Here is a 21054-nt window from a genome sequence, read left to right as displayed (position 1 = left end):
AGGGCTCAGTCATGGATGGAGCGCGTATGCGCGAGAACGAACCAGTCGGCCGAGTGAAGGGCATGAGCCGAGAGGAGCTGTTGGAGCTTCCCGCCGCCGTTGACCTGGAGACGGGCAACCGGGCGCTGGGGCTCGGGCGGAGCAAGGGGTACGAGCTGGCGAAGCGCGGCCAGTACCCGTGCAAGGTGCTGCGGCTGGGCAACGCCTACCGGGTGGTGACCGCCGACCTGCTGGCTCTTTTGGGGCTGGCCGCGTGAGGGCGGGGAGCCATAGCAGAGCGTTCTGCGCTGAGCTGACACAGAAATGCTGGACTGTTGCCGGGCGTGGACGTACGGTCCGTGTTCCCTCGCGGTCGCCTGGTGCCCGCGAGAACGGGACGGGCCCCCGGCGGTGCAACGCCGGAGGCCCCAGCAACCCCGTACGGCCCGTGAAGTACCAACCCGGCGGCAAGGGCGTGCAAGCCCGCCACCGCCAGACGAGGAGCTGCCCTGTGGAACATGCGGGAGCTGAGCCCTATTCCGACTCCAACCCGGCTTCGTGGCCGCCGGTCGCCGTCCCCGGACAGCCGGTCGACTGCGCTGCGCTGCCTTCACCGGATGTACCTGCAAGCCCAGTTGAGGCGTCGGCCCCGTCGCCCACCTCCGAGGGCGCGCAGGTCCTGGCCGACCTCCGGGCACAGATCAAGCGGTATGTGGTGATGCCGAGCGAGGAGGCACTCACCGCGGTGACGCTGTGGATCGCGGCGACGCATCTGCAGCGCGCGTGGCAGCATGCGCCGCGTCTGGCGATCGTGGCTCCGGAGAAGCGGTGCGGCAAGTCACGGCTGCTGGACATCGTGACCGAGACGGTGCGCAACCCGCTGATCACGGTCAACGCCAGCCCGGCGGCCATCTTCCGATCGATCGACGACGAGGACCCGCCGAGTCTGCTGGTCGACGAGGCCGACACCCTCTTCAGCACCGTGAGGGCAGCGGAGAAGAACGAGGAGGTGCGCGGCCTGATCAACGCCGGGCACCAGCGCAACCGGCCCACGCTCAGGGTGACCGGGCCCGAGCACAAGCCCACCGCGTTCCCCACGTTCGCCATGGCGGCACTCGCCGGGATCGGTGATCTGCCGGACACGGTGATGGACCGGTCGGTGGTCATCCGGATGCGGCGCCGCGTGACGGGCGAGAAGGTGGCGGCCTTCCGCACCACCCGGGACACCCCCGCCCTGCACGCGATCCGCGACCGGCTCTCCGCCTGGCTCCAGCCGCTGTACGCCCAGGCGCTGGAGATGGAGCCGCCCATGCCGGTCGAGGACCGCGCGGCCGACACCTGGGAGCCTCTGGTGGTCATCGCCGATCTCGCCGGAGGCGAATGGCCGGCGCTTGCCCGCACCGCCTGCCGCGTCATGACCGGCTACGAGGCCGGGCAGGACGAGGAAGGCGGCCTGCGCACCCGCCTCCTGACCGGCATCCGCCGGGCCTTCGCCGCCGAGAACGACCCGGCCGTGCTGGGCACGAGGCGCCTGCTGGAGTACCTCAACGCGGACAAGGAAGCGCCGTGGTCCGAGTACGGCGCGGGCGGTCTGACCCCGCGCGGCCTGCAACTGCTGCTGAAGCCCTACGGCATCAGCTCGTCCAATCGCCGCTTCCCCGACGGCACCCAGGCCAAGGGCTTCGCCCGCAACCAATTCCTCGACACCTGGGCCCGCTACTGCCCGGAGCCGAAGCCCGCGGCCGAGCCCGTCCAGCCGCCGGGTGAGCCTCTGCCCGGCAGCGCAGCCTGACCCGACTCGACTCGTCGCACTCGTCCCCGCGCAGGTCAGCGCGGGGACGAGTGAATGACCCGCAACGAGTCATCTCGACATCACCAGGCCACTCGTACCTGCTCTGACCAGGCATGCAACGAGTGGTACGAGACACCGCACCTCCCGGCGGCCATCCCACGCCCTGCCGCCCGACCGCACAGGAGTGCCTCGCTTGACCTTCCCCAGCATCAAATTCCCCGCCGTATCGGGCGCCGCAGCGATACGCCTGGGCATCGCCCTGCTCGCCGTGTTCGCCTTCGCCCTCTCCTACGACGCCCTGCGGCAGATGGCCGTCGCCATCCACGTCCGCTGGCTCCTCACCTACGCCTTCCCGCTCGTGATCGACGGGTTCATCGCCATCGGCGTCGCCGCCCTCGTGATGCTGCGGGCTGCCCCGACACGGTCCCGCGTCTACGTATGGATACTCGTCGGCGTCGCCACGGTGACGAGCATCTGGGCCAACGCTCTGCACGCCGTCCGCCTCAACCAGCAGACTCGCCCGGGAGATGGGCTCCGCCTCGACGACCTCACCGTCGGCGCCCTTTCCGCCATCGCGCCACTCGCTCTCGCCGGCGCCGTCCACCTCTACATCGTCATCCACCGCCACCCCACTGCTCACGGCCATGCCGATGTGGCGCGGCATGCTGCCGATGTGGCTCCGGACACTGCCCAAGTGGCTGAGAACCCGCAATCCTCCGCCCAACCGCAGGATCAAAAGCCCAGCGAAATCTCTCCGGAACGGCTTGTCCTCGCGCGCACGGCGCCGCTGGGACGCAAAGGGCGTGCCTCGCGCCGCCACATCGAAGCCACCTTCCGCAGAAGGGACTTGACCATCGGCAGGACCGAGGCGGACAAGCTCAAGGACGTCCTTCAGGCCGAACTCGACGAAGCCGCCTCCCAGCAGCAGAGGGAACTCGACACGACCCCCGCCAAGGCCGCCTGACCCTGCGCTCACGCTGACGGCCCCGCCCTCCCGGGCACACCCCGTGTCCCCGTGCAGCCGAGCACAGGGACGTCGGGGTCGCGTACAGCGAAGCAACCTGCACCAGCACCTCACGGAGAACCACGCCATGCACGATCCGCACCGCGAACTCCCCACCCCCCTGCAGGAGATGACCACCGGCCTCAACCACACAGCAAGGTATCCCGCTGGACCGTCCAGGGACGGCCGCAGCGGGGGAGCCTCCGCCCCGGGGGTGGCGGAGGCACTCGGGCACCAGGGGGTGCCCGAGCAGGAACAGCCCATCGATGCCACCGCCGTCGCGCTGCCGCGTGCCGCCGAAGCCGCCGCGCTGCACCGCGTCGCCCGACGTCGCAGGCCCGATCCGAACGGCCAACGCAAGGAACGTGTCGACGCCCGCTACAGCGTCGAGGAGAAGGCCGACATCCAGCGCATGGCCCGCTCGCTGAACATCGCCGGCGCCCACTACGTCGGCGCCGTCGTCATGGCCCACGTCCAAGGTGACCTCGCCCTGCCCGGCCAGCGCACCGAACTCGACGACTACATCGACGAGCTCACCGCCCTGCGCCGCGAGGTCGCCAGGATCGGCCACAACCTCAACCAGATCACCAAGAAGCTCAACTCCGGCGGCCACCCGCACCCTGGGGACACCGCTGCCCTGGCCCAGACCGAGCGCACCCTGGACGCGGTTGGCACGGCCGTCCGCCACATCGCGGCCGCTGCCAACCAGGCCGTTGCCAAGCGGGCAGCCCGGTGATCGCGAAGATCAGCGGCGGCAAAGTGACCGCGGGCCTGATCCGGTACCTGTTCGACACGAAGAAGGCCAAGGACCACACCGACCCGCACCTGGTTGCCTCCTGGGACGGCTTCGCCCCCGACCCTGGCCGCGCCGATGACCCTGACGCGGCCAGGAGGCTCCTCGTGGCTGACCTCGACCTGCACGTCAAACAGGCCCGACGGCTCGGCCGTGCCCCGGAACGGCACACGTGGCACTGCTCGATCCGGGCCGCCGAGACCGACCGCCACCTCAGCGACGAGGAGTGGGCCGCCATCGCCCGCCGGGTCGTGGCGGCCACCGGCATCGCGCCCGACGGTGATCCGGACGGCTGCCGGTGGGTCGCCGTCCGCCACGCCCCCGACCACATCCACATCGTTGCCACCAGGGTCCGCGCGGACCTGCGCACCGCACGCCACTGGAACGACTACCTCACTGCCGACCGCGAACTCGCCACCATCGAGAAGGAATACGGCCTCTTCCAAGTCGTGCGCGGGGACCGCACGGCCGTCAAGCGGACCACCCGCGCCGAGCAGGAGAAGGCTCACCGCACTGGCCAGGCCAAGCCCGCTCGCGAACGCCTGCGCGCCACCGTGCGCACCGCGGTGGCCGCGGCCTCCACCATGGAGGAGTTCGTCCACCTGCTCAGCCACATCGACGGAGTACTCGTCGAGATCGTGCACTTCCCCTCCGGCGACGTCCGCGGATACAAGGTCGCCGCCGAAGACACCACCACCGCCGACAACAAGCCCGTCTGGTTCTCCGGCTCCGAACTCGCCCCCGACCTGTCCTTCCCCAAGATCCGAGAACGCCTGGAGAACACCGACCCGCAGGCCGGCGACCAGCCGAGTCGGCGCAGGCCGAACACGTGGCACCAGGCCACCGCTTCCACGGAACGCATCCCGCGCCACCTCGACCGGACCGACAACGAAGCCTCCCAGGCCCACCTCGCCGCCTTCGGAGAAGCCCTCGACGCCCTTCCTCTCCTCGCGCCCCAGGCCCTTCGGCCTCAGCTCCGAGAGGCGGCAACGGCGTTCGAGCGCGCCACACGCTCCCGCATCCAGGCCGAACACCAGCACGCCCGCGCCTTGCGTGGTGCCGTGCGGGCGATGCTCCGTGATCCCGTACCCAGGGACGGTGCCGCGCTGGCGATGTTCCTTGACGCCGCGATCCTCGTCGTCATCGCCGCCGCTCGCTGGCACCAGCTCCGCCACCACGACCAGCAGGTCGCCGCCGCCCACCAGACCCTGCTGCACCTCCAGGCGGCCTACGACCAGGTAGCCGCCGCACCACTGGCCGCCCTTGCTCAGCGCCGACCGCTCCAGCAGGCGGTGGACAGGCATATCCGCCACCTGCACCAGGCCGTGCCCGACCACGTCGAGCAGATCACCGAAGATCCGGCCTTCGATGCCCTCACCACGGCCCTCGCCGAAGCCGAGGCGGCAGGCCACGATCCCGAACGGCTCCTCCAACAGGCCGCCGACCAGCGTGCCCTGGACGACGCCGACTCCCCTGCACGGGTCCTGACCTGGCGCGTCCAACGTCTCAGTGCACGGCCGGCACTCAGCCTACGAGCCCGAGCAGCACAGGCTCGCAGCGCTGCCGCGCGGCACACTGCTGCTCCGGTTCCCATGACAGCAGCCGCCCCAGCCCCGCAACACTCGGCACAAGCACGGCCGCGTTCCCGGTGAGGCCCGACGACCGGATTCCGGCGGAAGTCCGCCTGCGCCGTCGGTAATCCAGCAACTCGAAGGCACCTTTCGGTCATTGTTCAACCCGAATGCCTCCGTGCGCGGCTTGTGCTGGTTTGCGGTATGGCAGCGCTTCCCATGGACGAGGACGATGCCCCTCTGCGTCCGCCGTATTCAGGTGTCGCGGTGGGGCATCGGAGACACGGGGGTGGGGGACTTGTCCTACGGGGAGCATCAGTCTGTCTTTTCGGCGCCCGCAGTGCCGTTGGGGACTGCGGGCGATGCGCGGGAAGTGATCAAGCATGGGGTTTATACCGAGGGGGTCACCCGCCGGTTGAGCGCTGCGGCCTTCGCCCGTACGGACTGGCTGGCTGTGTTGCGCGCCGAACTGGCGCGGCTGTGGAAGGAGTTGAAGACAGCAATACGGAAGCGGTTTCGGTGGCTGTTTCCTCCCAAGGAGGCGGAGAAGGCCGCCGGTTCCTCCGAGCCGGTACCGCCGGCTGTCGTGGTGGGTGAGGATTACGCGGTCTGGGTTCGCCGGAGAATCAAGAAGTCGAAGCGGCCGGTCCCTGTGTACGGCTTCCACCAGGAGCCTGTGGTGGAAGCCTCAGACCGCGCCGTACGCCATATGTGGAAACGGCGGGGGGCCGTCGCCGCGGTGGTCGCGGTTGTCGTCTGGCAGGCCATCGCCGGCAGCCTGACGGTGGGGTGGGCCGCCCTCACCCTGGTCGTCGGGGTGTGGGGCGTCTACATGATCGAGCGCTACCTGGCGCAGATACGCCTCAACGCCCTGTTGGCCGGTGAACTGCACGCGGTTCCGACAGCCGTTCAGGCCCATGCCCTGCCGTATATCCGCGAGCGCCGCGACAGCGGCAACCGGGACCGGTTCCTCGGGGCGGGTCTTCAAGCATGGCCGCTTGCGGTCATCGGCATCGACGTGGAACCGGCCCCGGAGAGCCAGGGCGATGGAGACGACGACAGCGGGCTGCCTTCGGGCCTCGGTTCGCCGGCGCAGCGCTCAGGCCAGCCCGACATGGCCGAGGTGGCAAAGGCCGTTCTGGATGCGCTGGCCCAGCACAACAAGCCAGTGGCCCGCAAGCCGCTGAAGCACTTCACCGTGGCTCAACTGCACACGCATGTCGCGCGCCGTCTGGACGACCCGGCACCCGCTCACCATCGCGATCATCCCATCCCGCGCATGGAGGTCATCGGCATCGCCGGCATCCACTACAAACGCTGGGACCAGATCGACGACGACGCCTGGCGCAGCCTGCACGCCCTCGCCGAGGACAGCATCGGCGACAAGCCCGCCGAGGAGATCGCCCGCCGCTATATCTGGGCCCGGGTCACCGCCTGGAACGGCGATCTCATCGCCGCCGTCCTGGTCCACCTCGCCTACCAGGGAGGCTTTCTGCGCGTTACTGTCCGGCCGCATATTATGTGCCCGCTCAACCCGAAGGTCGCCGGTCTCAAGCCCGCCGACCCGCGCAGCCTGAGATGGCTCGGCCGCACCGCGTTCAACGCCCTCGGCGACATCTACATCGGAGTCGACAGGCTCCTACGCCGCACCGGCCGCAAGCGCCCCGAACTCGACCCGGGCAGCGGACCGGTCAGCCTCCGCGAGGTCTACAGCGTCCGCTGGATCGAAGACATGCACACCAATGACGACGCCCGCTACTACGTGCAGATGATGCAGCGCCGCGTCTTCGACTCCACCGAGATCTTCCTGCGCGACCACAACGTCGACATCGCCGCCTACCAGCAACAGGCCACCGCTATCTACAACTTCGGCGTCATGAACGGCGGCACCATGGCCGGCCCCGTACAGGCCACACCGTTCTCCAACAACCCCTCCATGACCAACTGACCCGCACCCCACCAGGAGTCCCGCATGGCCATCCGCCGCCAGCCCGACCCGGTCCCCAACGGACCCAACTTCGGTGTCATCAACACCGGCAACATGACCGGACCCGTCCAAGCCGCAGCGTTCTCCCAGAACGTCAGCCAGACCAACAACATCACGAACGAGGCTGTCGACAAGGCCCGCGACAGCATCGACGACCTTCGACGGCGTCTGGAAGAACTACGTGGCCAGTACCCCGAGGTAAACGCCGCCCTGCGCGACCTCGCCATGATCACCCCGCGCCTGGACGAACCCGACCGCGATCCCGGCACCCTGCGCTACATGCTCCAGAACCTCGTCGAACGCTGTGGCGGATTCCCCAACCTCCTGGCCGCAGCCCAACTCGTCCAGTCCACCGTCATGGCACTACTGCCGGGATCCTGACCATCTCCCAGCTGCGGCTACCGAGCGAGCCGAGGCACAACGAGGTCCAGGGCTTCCTCCCAGCGGTAGTGGTCGGCCCCGCCGCCAGCCTTCGGCTTGTGTGGCTCGCACTAGCCGATCAGGACGCCCGTCTCGTGCAGCCGCTCCAGATCCTGCCGGTACGCGGGGTGGGCGGGGACTGGGCTGAGCGGCGACCCCGGCCGACAGACCACGATCTTGAGGAACGGCTCGCCAGTCCGCACGTCCATCAGGCTCTCTCCTTAGGGGTCGTGCGTCCGGACTCGGAGAGGCGCGAGAGGCTTCCCCGGATCACACTGTCGCTGGCGCGCAGAGCCGCTGTGAGTTCTCCTTGCAGCTCGTCCGGGATGGCCCCTGCCTTGAGGGCACAGGCACGCACCAGCGCGCGGCAGTCCTGCGCTTGCCGATTTGTGGCGATCGCGGTGAACAGAGGGTGCGCCAGGTTCTCGCGGGCCGCGTAACCGTCTTGGGCGTCCGTCGTCCTGCGGTGGAGGGCGTTGACGATGCGGTGAGCAGCGGGCGTCTCCGCGGAACCGATCGAGTCCAGGGCGGTAAGTCCGAGCCGGATGTCGAACACAGTCATCCCGGCTTCGCTCTTCCGCTTGGAGTAGGTCGTAACCAGGCCCGCCAGCTGGCCGTCGATCGGTTGCCCGGCATCTCGGCTGCACAGGACGGACAGGCTTGTGGTGACGGCTTGCTCCCATGGATCGCCGGGCATCGTGGCGGTAAGGAGAGCAGTGGCTCGTGCCGTGTCACCTTCAACGAGGGCGGCCATTACGGCGACTTGGCGCCCGTCGAGCATCCGCCGGCCTACGCCACGGTGAGCTTCGATGTGTGTCAGGGCCTCGGCCCAACGTCCCTCGGTGGTGAGGGTCCGCGTGCCGTCGGCGAGGAGCACACGCCACAGCCACGCCCGGACCTCTTGGCGGTCCTCGTCGGTCGTGGTGAGGTCCGCCGGTACGGTGACGCCCTCGAACCGGGCGACTGTGCCCGCCTCGACGGCCATGTACAGGTTGAGGAGTCGCTGACGGCCCTCATCGGCGTGACCGGCGCGGATCTGGAGGCGAGCGAGGTTGACGACCGGTTCCAGCCCTCGGATCGCGCTCATGCCGGGCAGGGGGCAGGCATGAAGGTAGGCGGCGGCGTGCTGGTGGCACATCTCGCGGGCTAGGGCGGGGAGGTCGAGGTCGGAGGCGATGAGCGCGGCCTGGTTGTAGACGGCCGATGCGAGCCCCTGGTCGGTCTTTTTCACCGCGGTGTCGGCCAGGTCGACGAGTGCGCGTACGCGTTCAGGCAGGGGCAGGCAGGCGGGTCGGAATCGGGCGACGAGCGGGAAGCGCTGGGCTATGGGGCCGTGTGGGTCCATGTATCCCCCGGGTCGTGAGTGAGGACTGCTGAGGTGGCGGTGCCCGCTAGCCGTACGCCGACGGGCACCGTCCGCTACCCGTGAGGCGTTATTGCCAGTCGACGACGATGCGGTTCAGCGGGGTGTCGAGGGCGAAGAGACCGGGGCGCTGCTCGATCTCGGGGGCGTCGAGGGGCTGGATCTCGAACGTGGCCTCACGGTCGCGGTAGTCGCGGTCCCAGGTACGGATGGTGTCGGCGACCTTCGCGGCCAGTTCGTCGCTGCCGGGGCCGTGGCCGATGACGCCGAACTCCCAGAGCCTGTCGCCCTCGGGGGTCTTCTCCTTGGACACGCGCCGGGCGAGGTAGGTGACGGCACCCTTGTCAACGACCGCAGTTGAGGAGGGGTAGGGGTCCTCAGTGAGCAGCGTGCCCTTGGCGCTCTGGGGGAACAGCATCCGGATCAGACCAGAGGGGAGGGAGCAGGTGACGAACAGTTCCATCCACTCCGGCGACTCCATGGCACGGACCGTCATGCCGGTCCACTCCTCGGTGCGCGGCTGGTCGAGTACATCTGCGAGGGCATCGACGTCGATGCTGAGCCCGGCGGGGGCCTGGAGTCGTACGGCGCCGTCCGTGCTGAGCGGAATCACTCGGCGGTCGTCGTCGGCGATGCCTCGCCGAAGCGGCATGAAGGTGTTCATCTCGCTGCCGAGGGAGACCCATCGGCCGTCGCGCTGCTCGTAGGCGATGGAGCGGGACACCGTGCCCTTGAGGCGCTGGGGGACGAGGAGCCGGCCGCCCTGCGCGAGCTGCTGCAACCACGCGTGCGGTACGCCGTGCGCGCCGACGGTGGCGATGATCCGGTCGTACGGCGCTGCTTCGGCGTAGCCGAGGGCCCCGTCGCGGGTCACGGCCTCTACGTTGCTGATTCCAGCGGCGGCGAGGTGCGTGCGAGCACCCTCCACGAGGTCGTCATCGACGTCGAGGGTGGTCACGTGTCCGGTGTCGCCGACCAGGTGGGCGAGCAGACCGGCGTTGTAGCCGGTTCCGGCGCCGAGTTCGAGGATGCGCTCGCCGGGCCGGGCTTCGAGCTGGTCCAGCATGAGGGCGACGACGCCCGGCTGGGAGGCGCAGGAGATGGACGTGCCGTCGATGTCGTACTTGATGTGCACCGGTGCGTTGGCGTAGGCGTCTTCGTGCGACGCCTCGGGCACGAACACGTGGCGGGGCACGGTCCGCAACGCGGTCTCGACGGCGGGCGTGCGGGCGTGTCCGTCCGCGCGGAGCTGGTCGACCAGGGCGTTGCGGAGGCGCTCGGCGTCCGCCGTGGGGGTGGCGATCGTGTCGGTGTTCACCGCGCTGACGCTATCGATGTCAGCCGTTGCCTCGGTGGCCGACGCGGTGTGGTCACTCGTTCCCATGACTACCTCTCGTGCGATGTGGGACAGGGCGCTCTGGTCGTCCCGGAGGAGACCGGCGCGGTTGGCGTGGAAGATCACGTGGTGGGCGATGACGGCTCGCAGGCCGCGAGTGAGAGCGCCCTGGCCTGCGAGGTCGGCGAGCGTGGCACCGGCCCGTTCGAAGGCGGTCACCCATTCCTCGTGAGCGTGGAGTGGGCCATCCGGGCGGCAGAGGCTGTGGGCGTCGGCGGTCATGAGCTTGCGCATGGCCGGAGCCAGCTCGGCGACTCGTTCGGGTGGTGGTGGAGCGGTGGCCGGTCGAAGGGCCGCTACCTTCGCCCATACGTCGCCCTGTTCGAACCAGTCGAGTCCAGCGCCGCGCATCATGGCGCTCGCGAGCAGGACGGCTGTCTCCCGGCGTCCCAGGTGCATCGGGCTCGGCTGGTAGGTGAGTAGGTGGTGGGAGTCGCTGTGGAACAGTTCGTGGGCTGCGTCCATGGCCTCGGGTCCGCCGAACGTGTCGGTCTCGGGCTCGTAGACGCAGGGCAGGCACGACACGGCCACGCCGTCGCCGATGAGATCGCTCAGGAGCGACTCGATGGCTGGTGAGGGCTTGTCGCCGAGGTAACGCAGCGGCCAGGGCTGCTTGTTCATGAACCACCAGCCGGTGAGCTGCCCGTCGGCCTCGGCCTCGATCAGGGTGGGGCCGAGGCGTTCGGCGATGGTGCGCCGGGCAATCTCGCGGTCGACGAAGGTGATGTTGTGCTGCTGCCAGCGGTCGGGAGGCATTGAGGTCCTTCGGTCGGTGGATCAAGCGATGAGGAGGCATGCGTCCCAGGCGGACCGAGGTGGTTCGGCGGTGCTGGGCGGGAGGAGAGCCAGGGCTATGCCCGCGACGCCGTCGAGTAGGCCAGGGCCGCGTTCTTCGTCCTGGATGAGCGCCGTGGCCATGAGTTCGGGGTCCGTGCCCGGAGGGGTGACCGCATCCAGGAGGGCCGGGATCGCGGCGCGGAGTCTTCCCGCGGTCGAGGGATGGGCGTCGTCTGCCATACGCGCGGCAGCGTGGGCGAGGCCGGCGAACCCGTGGCAGAGGCCGCTGTCCGTCGTGGCCTTCAGCTGCTCGGGTTCGGTGAGGGCGGCCACGAATGCGTTCTCCGCGTCGATCTGGCGGCTGGTATCGCCGAGGGCCAGCGCGGCAAGTTGCTGGGCGCGGGCGAGGCCGGCCGTGCCGTAGCACCAGGATGGCCGCCGGGGCGCGGACGGGGCGAGACGCCCGCTTCGCAGCTCGCCCTGAGTGACCCAGTACGGCCAGACCGGTCCGCCGTCAGTCTTCTCCTTCCAGCGGTCCAGCCAGGCCAGGATGGTGCGCAGTGCTGCGTGGTGCCCATCGGTGACGGTGCCGTTCCGGGCGGCGAGGGCCAGGAGCGCGAGCACGCCGCCGATGCCATGGGCCATACCGGTGTTGGCGTGCCCGCCGGGGAATCGGTCGTCCGGGCTGCCCGAGGGCCCGGTCTCCGCCCACCAGCCTGGCATGGGCTCGCCGTGGTGGGTGATCGGTTCGGTGAGGCGTACGCAGTAGTCGAGGACGGCGCGCATCGTGGAGCTGCCGGGGTCTCGGCGCAGCAGATAGGCGCCGTATCCGGTAAGGCCCCGGATGGCGTCGAACTCGGCGAGCTGCGGCAGGCGTCCGGCGTCGATGCGACGGTGTGCGGCGTCGAGACGGCTTCCGACGTCGACTGCGATCTGGGCGTCCATCGCGTCGAGGGCGCGTTGGTAGGAGTCGGGAAGGTGGTCGGCAGCGCAGGCCAGGGCGTGGGCGAAGGCGGGTACTCCGTAGAACGGGTGACTGTCTGGGCCGCTGGTGAGCGGCTGCCGGGACGCGGCGGCGAGCCAGTCGTGGGCGCGGTGCCACGGGCCGAGGTCGTTCGCGGCCAGCTCGATGTGCAGGAGCGCGATGCCAGGCGGGCCGTACGCAAGGTGCTGCCGGTCCGAGGACAGCGTCCTCGGACCGAGGAGCGCCGTGTCGGGGTCGGCGAGCCGGACGGCGATGGCGTCGACCAAGCCGAGCGCGTGGTGGATGGTCACGAGGCCCTCCCCTTGGTGCGGGCGGTCCAGGCCAGGGCGACGGCGCGCGCCAGGTAGAGGCACACCTCTTCCTCCGGGAAGTTCACGGCGACGTGGCGCACGAAGTGGACGTGCAGCAGGGAGGTCAGGACGTCGTCGACGGCGATGCCCTGGGTGTCCGGGCCGGGCAGGTGCGGCCGGTACCTGGCGAGCGCCGTATCCCGGTCAGCCCATCCCGACACGATGGCGTTCCCGCCCGGGACATGGCGCAGCGCCGCCCAGTCGTCGGATGGGTCAGCGAGCCGTACGGCGTCGGTGAACTGCGGGCGCCGAACGGGAGCGGGGGCTGTCGGCGGGATGTGGTCAATCAGCCACCGCATCCCGGCTGCGGTGCTGCCGAGGAACGCGGAGGCGATAGCGACGGTGTGGGCCGCCACCAGCGTGCGGAGTCCGGGGCGCTGTGGCTGCGCAAGCTGGGCCAGGATGGCGCGCGAGTCCGCCCAGAAGACCTCCTCGGCGGCCTCCCATGCGGTGCCGGAGCCCCAGCGGCCCATCTCACGGTATGAGGTGGGATAGCGCAGGTCGGCCAGCAGGCCGATTCTTCGTAGCTCGTCGGCCCAGGTGCTCACCGTTCGGGCCGCGTCGGCGAAGGCTTCCGGGTCGGGGAGGGCAATGCGTACGCGAAGGTGTTGGTCCGGGTCGCGGAAGCGGATGAACCACCACGGCGGGGTGCCGAGTTGTTCGAGGAGGCCGGGCAAGTACCGGGAGAGCAAGACGTCTTGGCGGCAGGGGGCGCCGTACAGGGCGGCCAGAAGAACCGAGGAAGCGGCAGGCGTCTGCATCTGGGCCGCAGACAGGGCACGGGCCCGGCTGGGGGCGGGAAGCGGTGGCCACGTCGGCGGCCGGGTCGCCTTGAGCGGAACTACGACCTCGTGGGCTCGCCCGCCGCACCAGCCGTACGCCTCCGGTTCCGGGGCCTCGACCAGCACAGCCAAGCGCTGACGGTCGAGGTTCTGGCGCAAGAGTGTCCGGTGGCCGGCCTCGTCGAGGTCGAGGAAGAGACGTCGGTCGTCCTCAACGAGATGGACGCGGCGCGGCAGCCTCCGCCGGGCACGCCAGTCGGTGAGCGCGGCGTCCCACTCAGCCCGAGGGCGGACGCGGCCGGGGAGTTCGGACGCTTCCAGCCGCCAGCGTGCCAGGGTCAGCACGGTCCGGCCGTACCGCAGACGTGGAAGGAACGGCATCGCCGCTGCGGTGCCCCAGTCGAAGACGGTGCCCTGCGCGCACTGGGCGCGGGACAGTTCGGTGAGGAACCGCACCAGCGGCGGGGTGTGGGTTCGCAGGTTCAGCGCGTGCATCCCGACGGCCTCCACGCGGTGTCCGCGCTCGGGGGCGGCGAGGTACATGCGGCGACCGTCGCACCCCACCGCCAAGTCCTCCGGGGTGAGGACAGCGTCCTGCGGAGCGCGGTGTTCCTGAAGGCTGATCACAGTGGGCAGGACCTGTAGGGAGCGGGTGACGTGGGCGCTCTCGGGGAGCAGGGGCGGGAAAGAGAGCTGCGCGGGCACGGTGTTGCCGTCCGCGGCCGGGAGGTCGGCGAGCTCGGCGGCCAGGGCCTCGCGGTCGGCGGGGGTCAGCACGCTGAGGAATCGGCCCGTGGAGACGCCGACACCACGGGACACGCTCACGACCTCCAGTCGGAACTGCCCGTGCTGCAAGTCCTCCAGGCTGGCCGCGTGCACCCGCACCCCGATCTCCAAGTGCGGCGGCAGCCGTGGCTCGTCGGGACCCGCGTCCAGGGCCTCAATCTGTTCGTCCGTGAGGACCACTTCGTCACGGCCGTCGAGCGCGGCGGCCTGAGCCAGCCGTACGAGGGCGTCATCCCGAGCGGAGACGCGGGGCCTGCGTGCGCCGGCCGGAGCGCCTGGGTAGCCGTCGGGATAGCCGGTGCCGCTGTCCGCGACGACCTCCACGAGCGGCACCATCGTGCCTATGCCGTACCGCTCGTAGAACCGCTGGTGGTACTTGTTCCAGGCGGCGGTCCCGTACGGACGGCCGCTCAAGCGGGTCAGGATGAGAGCGGCGCGCTCGATCTCTCGGGCGACCGCTGCCGGCAGAACGATCTGCGCGTCCAGGCGGAGGTCGAGCGCGACAGGGTGGCGACGCAGGCCGGGGACGAGATCTCGCATCCGCGCCGCGACGCTGTCCCGGCCGCCGTGCGTGCCGCACTCCTCCAAGCCCGCCCGGACGGCATGGAGTTCGCGTACAGTTTCCGCGACCGGGGCGAGGCTTCCGGCGTCGATCGCGTCGAGTTGGCCCACCAGATACCCGAGGGCATCGGTCTCGGTGCTCGGAGCGTGCAGGCCCGTGATCAGCACCCGCCGCCGGATCAGCTCCGTCAGCAGTCGACGCGCCTTCTCGGGACCGGCCTCGGGGAACTCCGCCTGGAGCTTGTCCACGAGGGTGCCGAACCGGATCGGCAGTCGGGTCGCGGCAAGGACCGCGCGCACCGGTCCTGTCAAGGCCAGAGACGCCTCGACCGCGCGCGTCCGCTCGTCCTGGACATCGGGCTGGAACGGCACGATGAGCCGGTCTCCCCGGTACGTCACGGTGTTGTTGCTGACGATGGGCAACCGTTCGAGGAGGTCCGGGCACGACTCCAACCGTGCGGCCACGGCTGCCAGCCACTCTGCCCCGGCGCGGCCGACGGCCACGTGCTCCTCGCCCCAGGCGGCCCGCGCTCGCGGACCGAACTCCGCGGTGGCCACGCCGGCGAACAGGCCGAAGGGCGTAGCCCGGTGCTGCGCCCGCAGCAAGTAGCGGGCCACGGACAGCGCCGCGCGCTGCACATCACGGAGGGCAGGGTGCTCGGCCGTGCACAGGGTCCGTACCTGCGCGGCCAGGCTCGGACTGGAATGCTGGAGTGCCTCGGCGACGTCCTTGTTCGCCCAGACCGCGCGCAGCCACGCCACACGGGCAGACGAACCACCGGGCGAGCCGTCGTCGAGGTCAGGGCACGGAGGGACCGGCAGGGACGGCCGGGCCACGGCGCGCACAAGAGCAGTAGAGCTGGTGCCGAACGCTGCGGGCGGAGCAACCACCAAGTACCTCCGTAGGTGAGGGACGGGCGGCTGGTGGGGGGGGGGGGGGGGGGGGGGGGGGGGGGGGGGGGGGGGGGGGGGGGGGGGGGGGGGGGGGGGGGGGGGGTGCCCCCCCCCCGCCCCCCCCCCCCCCCCCCAGACCGGGGTGACCTGGGGTCCGGGTCAGGCGACGTTGGTGGTGCAGGCGCCGCAGGTGGACCCGCAGTTGTCGTCGGTCAGGCTGACCAGGCCCGCCGGGTCGGCGATCTCGACGAGGGAGACGTCCAGGTCGAAGCCGTCCGACGCCCCCGGGATCTGGGGGCGTACTTCGGTGCGGCTGGGAACTACGGTGCTGCGCGTCATGCTTCAACTCCTCGTAATCGTTGTGGTGTTACTGGGCTGGAGTGCCCACCAGGTGCCGTCACGGGAGCATTGCCACGCAGCTGCTCCGCGGACGGCTCCTGGCCGCCCGGCACGAGGGGTGTGCTCCGCGTAGGAGGTCCTCGCGGGCTGCCTGCCTCGCGCCGGGAAGTCGTGTGCCGGGAGTCTGATCAAGCGGATGCCGGTCGCCGCTCCATGAAGTAGGCGAGAGCCTGGGCCTTGAGACGATCGAGGCACGGCTCGCACGCGTAGAAGGGGGCGTGCTGCCCGTCCCACTGCACCGGGCCGAGCCAGATCACCAGGACTCCCGTACGCCCGCAGCCAAGCCAGCAATCACCGGTGATCCACGGCCACTCCATGGAAGGACGTCTCCTTTCTCAGCTCGTCGGGATGGTCGATCTGGCGGCCTGGCAGTGGGGAGCCCAGGCCCAGAGCTGGAACGGCAGGCCCCGGTGGCGTATCTCGCCCAGTCGTCGACCGCTCGCTCCCAGTGGCTGGGTGCAGAGAGCGCAGTCCATGGCCATCTGCTGGCGGGGCCGGAGTTGGGCGAGATCCGGAAGTGGCGACGGTGCCGTCGCCAGGATGCTCACTTGCCGCCCTCGGTGCGGAGTTCCGCCCAGACCTCTCTGCCCCAAGGGCGTCTGTCCGAGCCGTGCAGGTCGTAGCCCCAGAGGTCGGCGACAGCGTCGACGAGGAGCAGCCCGCGCCCCGACTCGTCGTCGTCAGCCGCTTGGCTGAGGATGGGAAGACGCGATGGTTCCCGGTCCACGACCCCGACACGCAGTCGTGTCGCACTCGGCCGCCCGACCGTGAGGCTGATCTCGGGACACGGAGTGTGCCTGGAGGCGTTCGCGATCAGCTCCGTGACAATCAGTGCGGCACGGTCGGCGAGGCCGTCCAGGCGCCACACACCGAGGACGTCTCGGACGAGTTCGCGGCCGATCTCGGCCGTGGACGGCTTGCACGGGAAGGTCTGGCTGTACGTGGGGTGGCCGACGGAGATGGCCTCAACTGGTGTTCTCAGACTTGTCATTGGGGTGGAGCCTTCGTGTCGTCTCGGCGCCCGGCCCGCCCCCACGGGGGAACCTCGGGGGCGGGCCGGGCCGTCAACAGCCGCCAGCACGGTGGGGCGCGGCGGGCGACCAGCACCCAGACAACTCCCTTTCCCAGCAGGTTGGTTAGGACGTTCAGATGCTCAGTCGACGGACCGACCTAGGGTGTTTTGGCTTCTCCTTTACCTGGCGGGTGAGGATCGCGCGGGCTACCGTGCCCGCATGGACACCACCCGCAACACCGTTCTTGAGGCGTGGATGACCGAACACGGATACAGCTCCAACAGCCTCGCCGAGGCCGTGAACAGGGCCATTGAACGGTTGACCGGGCACCCTGGAGGGCTCGACGGCTCATCGGTCCGAGCATGGAAAGCGGGCCGGGTCACGTGGCCAAAGTCAGCTGCCCGCAAGGCACTTGAGGAAGTCACCGCACTACCCGCCGTCGCTTTAGGGTTCGTGCCACGGGGCCGGCCTTCGTCCACCCCGGCCTCACCGCAGCAGGAGGACCCCGACATGAAGCGCCGTACCCTCGTCGGCAGCATCGCGGCGGCTGCCGCCGCAGCGGCCGCTCCCGGCACCACATCACCGCGCCGTATCGGCATGAGCGACGTCAACCGCCTGAACAAGCGTTTCGCCGAGATCATCGCCAGCGACCACCGCCACGGCGGACAACTCGGCATCGAGCAGCGGGCCGCCGCCCTCGCTGACGAGGCACTCAACCTCCAGAACGCCGGCAGCGCCACCCAGCGCGTACGCAGCAATCTCTACGCCTCAGCAGCCGCCTTCCGCTCCTCCGCGATGTGGGCCGCCATCGACGGGCGGCGCTACGACATCGCCAAGGCGCACATGCGCGAGGCCCAGGCCCTCGCTGAGATGTCCGGCGACCAGGCGATCAAGTTCCGCATCTGGAGCCATGCGGGAACCATGTACCGGCACATGGGCCGCCCCGCCGACGCGTTCGCCGCCAACGACGTCGCCCGCAACCTGCACCTCACCCGCCGTGACCCTCTGTTCGCGTCCCTCGGCCTGGCCCGCCAGGGCGCCATCCACGGCGCGGCTCAGGACCGCACCGGCACCCGCCGCGCCTTCGAGCAGGCGCAGGACGCCATGCTGCGCGCCGACCCTGCCGACTACCGGCCGGTGTGGATGCTCGCCTTCTACGACCAGGCCGAACTGGACTCCCTGGCCCTGTCAGCGCACTTGGCGCTCGGCGACTACTCGACCGCCGAGTACCACGCCCACCGCTGCCTGTCCGCCCTCCGGCCCCACATGATCCGGTCCCGGGCCATCACCACCACCCGACTCGCCCATGCCCAGCTCGCCCAGGGTGCCCCCGACGCCGCCACAGCTACCGCGATGAAGGTCCCCGCCGAAGCCGCCACCCAGCACGCCCGGGTCACGCGCATGCTGCAGGAGTTCGGGGCCGCGCTGCGCGCCACCGTGCCGGGTAGCACCAGCGCGCAGACCTGGACCGAGCACGCCGCCACCTGGAGGATGGCCGCATGACCACGGCGCCCGCCATCGAGCTTCGCACGTTCACCACCCTCGACACCGCCCGCGGCGACCTCCTCGATGTGTACGCCGACGTGCGCGCTCCCCTGCTCCACCTGCCGAACTACGCGGTTACCGTGTTCGGCGAGCGACTGGATCGGCACGGCGCGGAGACGGGGTTCACGGCCGTCCTCGCGTACGCGGACGGTCATCCGGTCGGTTACGCCTACGGCAACACCATTGAGCACGGCGACCGGTACTGGCAGCGCACGAGTCCGGCGCCGGTGGAGAAGTACACCAAGCATCCGGCCGTGGCCCTGAAGGAGATCGGCGTCCGGCCGACCTGGCGGAAGACCGGTACCGCACGCCGCATCCACGACGCGCTCCTCGCCACACGCGACGAGTTGTACGTCACGCTCATGGTCAACCCGGCCGCAGGGGACGGAAAGGTCCACGCGCTCTACAAGTCGTGGGGGTACGAGGACATCGGGCAGAGTCAGCCGTCACCGGCCTCGCCGGTCCTGACCGTGATGATCCGTGCCATCAACTGACTGCCACTACTGAGGTTTTCAACCCCGAGCGGATCAAGGTCCGCTGGAAATGTCAGGATCGCGGTTGGGACGGCCACCCCTCAGGCATCAGAAAAGCTTGCAGGTCGCCACTGATGTCCATCCCACGAGTTGCTGGCTTCGGCACGACAAGACCTTCCAGGGGACTGTCGTCCGGATGGTGGAAGACGCTGCGGCAAGCGTCGAACACGATCTTCTGGTTGAACGAACGCGCCAAGCTGGTGTGAGGGCGCAACCGGTAGTCCTCGCCCTCCTCGCCATTGATCACAAGGAATGCTCGACGGTCGAGTGGCATCAGGAAGCCCGCAGCCGTCGCAAGGCCAACCCCGTCATCCGGGTGCGCGTCTGCCGAGGGCACCAGGGCAACAGGACAATCGGACGTCACCAGGGCCCTCCGCTCGAACCGGCAGAGACCCCAAGCCCTGCTGTGAAAGTGCGCAGCCGCCCGGGGCATCAGCTCACCGATGAGCTTCATATGCGCATTGGCGTGCTGCTTGACGGAGTAGGAGTCGAAGTCCGACAGCTGCTGCCAGCGAGCCTCCACTTCCTCCTCGGTAGGCGGACGCCCCAGCCGCTCTTCCATAACCTGCCGCATCTGCGGTTTCCCCTTGACCGCGATGTTCAGCTTGAGCAGGAAGTCCGCAATCTCGTTGCCCTGCTGGCGGACCGCCGGTACGCGGACGTGCTGAAGAGCCGCCCACTTCGCCAAGGCCATGCGGTGTTCCGGAGTAGGTGGCCACTTGCCTTCATCGACGATGGCCCTAATGGCCTGGATGCCAGCGTTTTCGAGGTCACTCAGGGCGTCCTCGAACTCGTCGGTCCACTCGCCGGAGGCTGTCTCCATGAGGTAGAAGTCCCTGACGACCGTGGAGCGTTTCACTGGCTCCCTGCGGCTACTACCGTCCTCCAGCCGTACCCGCATGATCTGCTTCTGCTGGTCAGCGAAGCGCAGCAGGTAGGATTTCGGGACCGTGTGATTGGCCCTCTTCAGGCCCTTCTTGGAACTTCCCATACGATCACGATACGGAGAGCCCCTGACAGCGTCATGGGCTTTAAACCTATGACGCTGCAGGCATTCACCCCGTCATTCGAGGTGCCTTGGCATCCGGCGGAGGCTCTGGCCCGTCGCTCATTGCGCTCTTGAAGGCGTCCGACGGGCCGTCGGACGTCAGGTAACCCTCTGGCGGTCGGCTGACCTGCATCTCGCGGTCACGCATCGGCGGCAGTTCAACCCCCTCCAGGGGGTTGTCGTCGGGGTGGTGGAACAGTTCCTTGCGCGCGTTGTCCGCGAAGCGCTGGTTCAGCTCTTTGGCCAGCTTGGTGTGCGTCCGTACGAAGAAGTCATCATGCCCGGGTGATGCGATCATGATCGCTGCCCGCCGATCGATTGGCACGAGGATCGCGGCGGCATTGCCGATACCGACGCCCCGAAAACTCGGAATCTTCTCCCCGCGCACCAACGTGACCGGATGGTCCGGAACGAGCAGCGTACGACGATCGAACTTAATCAGACCCCAGGAGCGCGCCATGAACACTTCGTACGCCGTCTTCATGGACTGGCCCATCGCCGCCATGTGGTCGTTGACCGACATCTCGGCGTAGTAGCCGTCGAAGTCCGTCAGTTCCTGCCACAGGGCCTCGACCTTCTCGTCCGAGACGGGCTCTTGGGCGTCCTCTTCGAGACGCTTACGGATCTCCGGCTTCCCGCCCATGGCGATCAGGACCTTGCCGAGATGATCGGCGATCTCGTTGTTTGCCGCACGCGCGGCGGGGATCCGCGCGTGCTGTGCCGCGATCCACTCGGCGAGGACGGCCCGCCCCGTGATCGGCAGGGGCCACTCCCCGTTGACGACCTCGCGGATCACCTTGGCCGCCTTGCCCTCCAACTCGGCGAGCAGATCCTCAATGGTGTCGTCGAGCTGACCGTTCTTGTCCACCATCGAGTAGAAGTTGCGATGGACCGTCACGTCGGCGATGCCAACCGACCGACGCTCACCACCGTCGAGGGGCACACGCATGATCTGCTCGCCGTCGGCAAAGCGCCGGAGTAGCAGGCGCGGGACGGTGTGATGCCGGCGCTTCAACTTCTTCTTGGAGGACTGGCCCATGTCACGACGATACGGGCACCCCCTGACACCGTCATGAC

Annotated in this window: 18 protein-coding genes and 1 pseudogene; 9 read left to right on the top strand and 10 right to left on the bottom strand. The window is 69.4% G+C overall.

Features of this window, described 5'->3' with window-relative positions:
- The first annotated feature begins 26 nt into the window (after nt 1-26).
- The 7 genes from ACZ48Z_RS36660 to ACZ48Z_RS36630 all read left to right on the top strand — a co-directional run bounded on the left by ACZ48Z_RS36660 (nt 27) and on the right by ACZ48Z_RS36630 (nt 7506).
- Nucleotides 27-257, top strand: a complete 231-nt coding sequence (locus ACZ48Z_RS36660; protein ID WP_043434156.1) for a hypothetical protein — start codon at nt 27-29, stop codon at nt 255-257.
- Nucleotides 258-697: 440 nt separating this feature from the next.
- Nucleotides 698-1771 carry a DUF3631 domain-containing protein gene (locus tag ACZ48Z_RS36655; RefSeq protein WP_468740291.1) on the top strand — a complete coding sequence of 358 codons (1074 nt, stop codon included), beginning with the start codon at nt 698-700 and terminating at the stop codon, nt 1769-1771.
- Nucleotides 1772-1964: 193 nt separating this feature from the next.
- Nucleotides 1965-2735 (top strand): DUF2637 domain-containing protein, encoded by a 771-nt coding sequence (locus tag ACZ48Z_RS36650; RefSeq protein WP_468740238.1) that lies wholly within the window; start codon nt 1965-1967, stop codon nt 2733-2735.
- A gap of 127 nt (nt 2736-2862) precedes the next feature.
- On the top strand, nt 2863-3510 hold the full coding sequence (locus ACZ48Z_RS36645) for a MobC family plasmid mobilization relaxosome protein (protein WP_468740237.1): 648 nt from the start codon (nt 2863-2865) through the stop codon (nt 3508-3510).
- Nucleotides 3507-5219 (top strand): relaxase/mobilization nuclease domain-containing protein, encoded by a 1713-nt coding sequence (locus tag ACZ48Z_RS36640; protein WP_468740236.1) that lies wholly within the window; start codon nt 3507-3509, stop codon nt 5217-5219. The genes ACZ48Z_RS36645 and ACZ48Z_RS36640 overlap by 4 nt, the downstream gene beginning before the upstream one ends.
- 217 nt (nt 5220-5436) lie before the next feature.
- Complete coding sequence (locus ACZ48Z_RS36635; RefSeq protein WP_468740235.1) at nt 5437-7086, top strand: hypothetical protein; 1650 nt, start codon at nt 5437-5439, stop codon at nt 7084-7086.
- Between the two features lie 24 nt (nt 7087-7110).
- Nucleotides 7111-7506, top strand: coding sequence for a hypothetical protein (locus tag ACZ48Z_RS36630; protein WP_468740234.1), 396 nt, complete (start codon nt 7111-7113; stop codon nt 7504-7506).
- Between the two features lie 17 nt (nt 7507-7523).
- On the opposite strand, the pseudogene ACZ48Z_RS36625 reads toward ACZ48Z_RS36630, so the two are convergent.
- From ACZ48Z_RS36625 to ACZ48Z_RS36590, 8 genes and pseudogenes are all read right to left on the bottom strand, one after another.
- Nucleotides 7524-7679: pseudogene (locus ACZ48Z_RS36625) on the bottom strand (flavoprotein); the annotation flags it as partial.
- 74 nt (nt 7680-7753) lie between these two features.
- Nucleotides 7754-8890, bottom strand: a complete 1137-nt coding sequence (locus ACZ48Z_RS36620; RefSeq protein ID WP_468740233.1) for a hypothetical protein — start codon at nt 8888-8890, stop codon at nt 7754-7756.
- A gap of 88 nt (nt 8891-8978) precedes the next feature.
- On the bottom strand, nt 8979-11060 hold the full coding sequence (gene fxlM / locus ACZ48Z_RS36615) for a methyltransferase, FxLD system (RefSeq protein ID WP_468740232.1): 2082 nt from the start codon (nt 11058-11060) through the stop codon (nt 8979-8981).
- A gap of 21 nt (nt 11061-11081) precedes the next feature.
- A complete protein-coding gene (locus tag ACZ48Z_RS36610; RefSeq protein ID WP_468740231.1) occupies nt 11082-12356 on the bottom strand; it encodes a lanthionine synthetase C family protein in 1275 nt (424 codons plus the stop codon).
- Nucleotides 12353-15307: a lantibiotic dehydratase gene (locus ACZ48Z_RS36605; RefSeq protein ID WP_468740230.1), complete on the bottom strand. Its 2955-nt coding sequence runs from the start codon at nt 15305-15307 to the stop codon at nt 12353-12355. Before ACZ48Z_RS36605 ends, ACZ48Z_RS36610 begins: the two co-directional genes overlap by 4 nt.
- Nucleotides 15308-15598: 291 nt before the next feature.
- Nucleotides 15599-15778 carry an FxLD family lanthipeptide gene (locus tag ACZ48Z_RS36600; RefSeq protein WP_224295499.1) on the bottom strand — a complete coding sequence of 60 codons (180 nt, stop codon included), beginning with the start codon at nt 15776-15778 and terminating at the stop codon, nt 15599-15601.
- 188 nt (nt 15779-15966) lie between these two features.
- Nucleotides 15967-16155: a hypothetical protein gene (locus ACZ48Z_RS36595; protein ID WP_019759144.1), complete on the bottom strand. Its 189-nt coding sequence runs from the start codon at nt 16153-16155 to the stop codon at nt 15967-15969.
- 227 nt (nt 16156-16382) lie between these two features.
- Nucleotides 16383-16829, bottom strand: coding sequence for an ATP-binding protein (locus ACZ48Z_RS36590; protein WP_468740229.1), 447 nt, complete (start codon nt 16827-16829; stop codon nt 16383-16385).
- 241 nt (nt 16830-17070) lie between these two features.
- Between ACZ48Z_RS36590 and ACZ48Z_RS36585 the strand changes: the two genes are divergently transcribed.
- Complete coding sequence (locus ACZ48Z_RS36585; protein ID WP_468740228.1) at nt 17071-18354, top strand: XRE family transcriptional regulator; 1284 nt, start codon at nt 17071-17073, stop codon at nt 18352-18354.
- A complete protein-coding gene (locus tag ACZ48Z_RS36580) occupies nt 18351-18890 on the top strand; it encodes a GNAT family N-acetyltransferase (RefSeq protein WP_468740227.1) in 540 nt (179 codons plus the stop codon). The genes ACZ48Z_RS36585 and ACZ48Z_RS36580 overlap by 4 nt, the downstream gene beginning before the upstream one ends.
- A gap of 52 nt (nt 18891-18942) precedes the next feature.
- Here the strand turns inward: ACZ48Z_RS36580 and ACZ48Z_RS36575 are convergent, their stop codons facing one another.
- Both ACZ48Z_RS36575 and ACZ48Z_RS36570 read right to left on the bottom strand, forming a co-directional pair.
- Nucleotides 18943-19920 carry a DUF4238 domain-containing protein gene (locus ACZ48Z_RS36575; RefSeq protein ID WP_468740226.1) on the bottom strand — a complete coding sequence of 326 codons (978 nt, stop codon included), beginning with the start codon at nt 19918-19920 and terminating at the stop codon, nt 18943-18945.
- Between the two features lie 64 nt (nt 19921-19984).
- Complete coding sequence (locus tag ACZ48Z_RS36570; protein WP_468740225.1) at nt 19985-21016, bottom strand: DUF4238 domain-containing protein; 1032 nt, start codon at nt 21014-21016, stop codon at nt 19985-19987.
- Nucleotides 21017-21054 lie beyond the last annotated feature (38 nt).

This window comes from Streptomyces sp. NPDC031225, assembly GCF_055570355.1.
This window is presented reverse-complemented; position numbering and strand designations above follow the sequence as displayed.

What these genes read in the sequence shown, in the direction of transcription:
- ACZ48Z_RS36580 (WP_468740227.1), top strand. Translation starts at nt 18,351, where the DNA reads ATGACCACGGCGCCCGCCATCGAGCTTCGCACGTTCACCACCCTCGAC.
- ACZ48Z_RS36655 (WP_468740291.1), top strand. Translation starts at nt 698, where the DNA reads ATGCCGAGCGAGGAGGCACTCACCGCGGTGACGCTGTGGATCGCGGCG.
- fxlM (WP_468740232.1), bottom strand. Translation starts at nt 11,060, where the DNA reads ATGCCTCCCGACCGCTGGCAGCAGCACAACATCACCTTCGTCGACCGC.
- ACZ48Z_RS36570 (WP_468740225.1), bottom strand. Translation starts at nt 21,016, where the DNA reads ATGGGCCAGTCCTCCAAGAAGAAGTTGAAGCGCCGGCATCACACCGTC.
- ACZ48Z_RS36620 (WP_468740233.1), bottom strand. Translation starts at nt 8,890, where the DNA reads ATGGACCCACACGGCCCCATAGCCCAGCGCTTCCCGCTCGTCGCCCGA.
- ACZ48Z_RS36630 (WP_468740234.1), top strand. Translation starts at nt 7,111, where the DNA reads ATGGCCATCCGCCGCCAGCCCGACCCGGTCCCCAACGGACCCAACTTC.
- ACZ48Z_RS36575 (WP_468740226.1), bottom strand. Translation starts at nt 19,920, where the DNA reads ATGGGAAGTTCCAAGAAGGGCCTGAAGAGGGCCAATCACACGGTCCCG.
- ACZ48Z_RS36585 (WP_468740228.1), top strand. Translation starts at nt 17,071, where the DNA reads ATGGACACCACCCGCAACACCGTTCTTGAGGCGTGGATGACCGAACAC.
- ACZ48Z_RS36590 (WP_468740229.1), bottom strand. Translation starts at nt 16,829, where the DNA reads ATGACAAGTCTGAGAACACCAGTTGAGGCCATCTCCGTCGGCCACCCC.
- ACZ48Z_RS36645 (WP_468740237.1), top strand. Translation starts at nt 2,863, where the DNA reads ATGCACGATCCGCACCGCGAACTCCCCACCCCCCTGCAGGAGATGACC.
- ACZ48Z_RS36595 (WP_019759144.1), bottom strand. Translation starts at nt 16,155, where the DNA reads ATGGAGTGGCCGTGGATCACCGGTGATTGCTGGCTTGGCTGCGGGCGT.
- ACZ48Z_RS36600 (WP_224295499.1), bottom strand. Translation starts at nt 15,778, where the DNA reads ATGACGCGCAGCACCGTAGTTCCCAGCCGCACCGAAGTACGCCCCCAG.
- ACZ48Z_RS36660 (WP_043434156.1), top strand. Translation starts at nt 27, where the DNA reads ATGCGCGAGAACGAACCAGTCGGCCGAGTGAAGGGCATGAGCCGAGAG.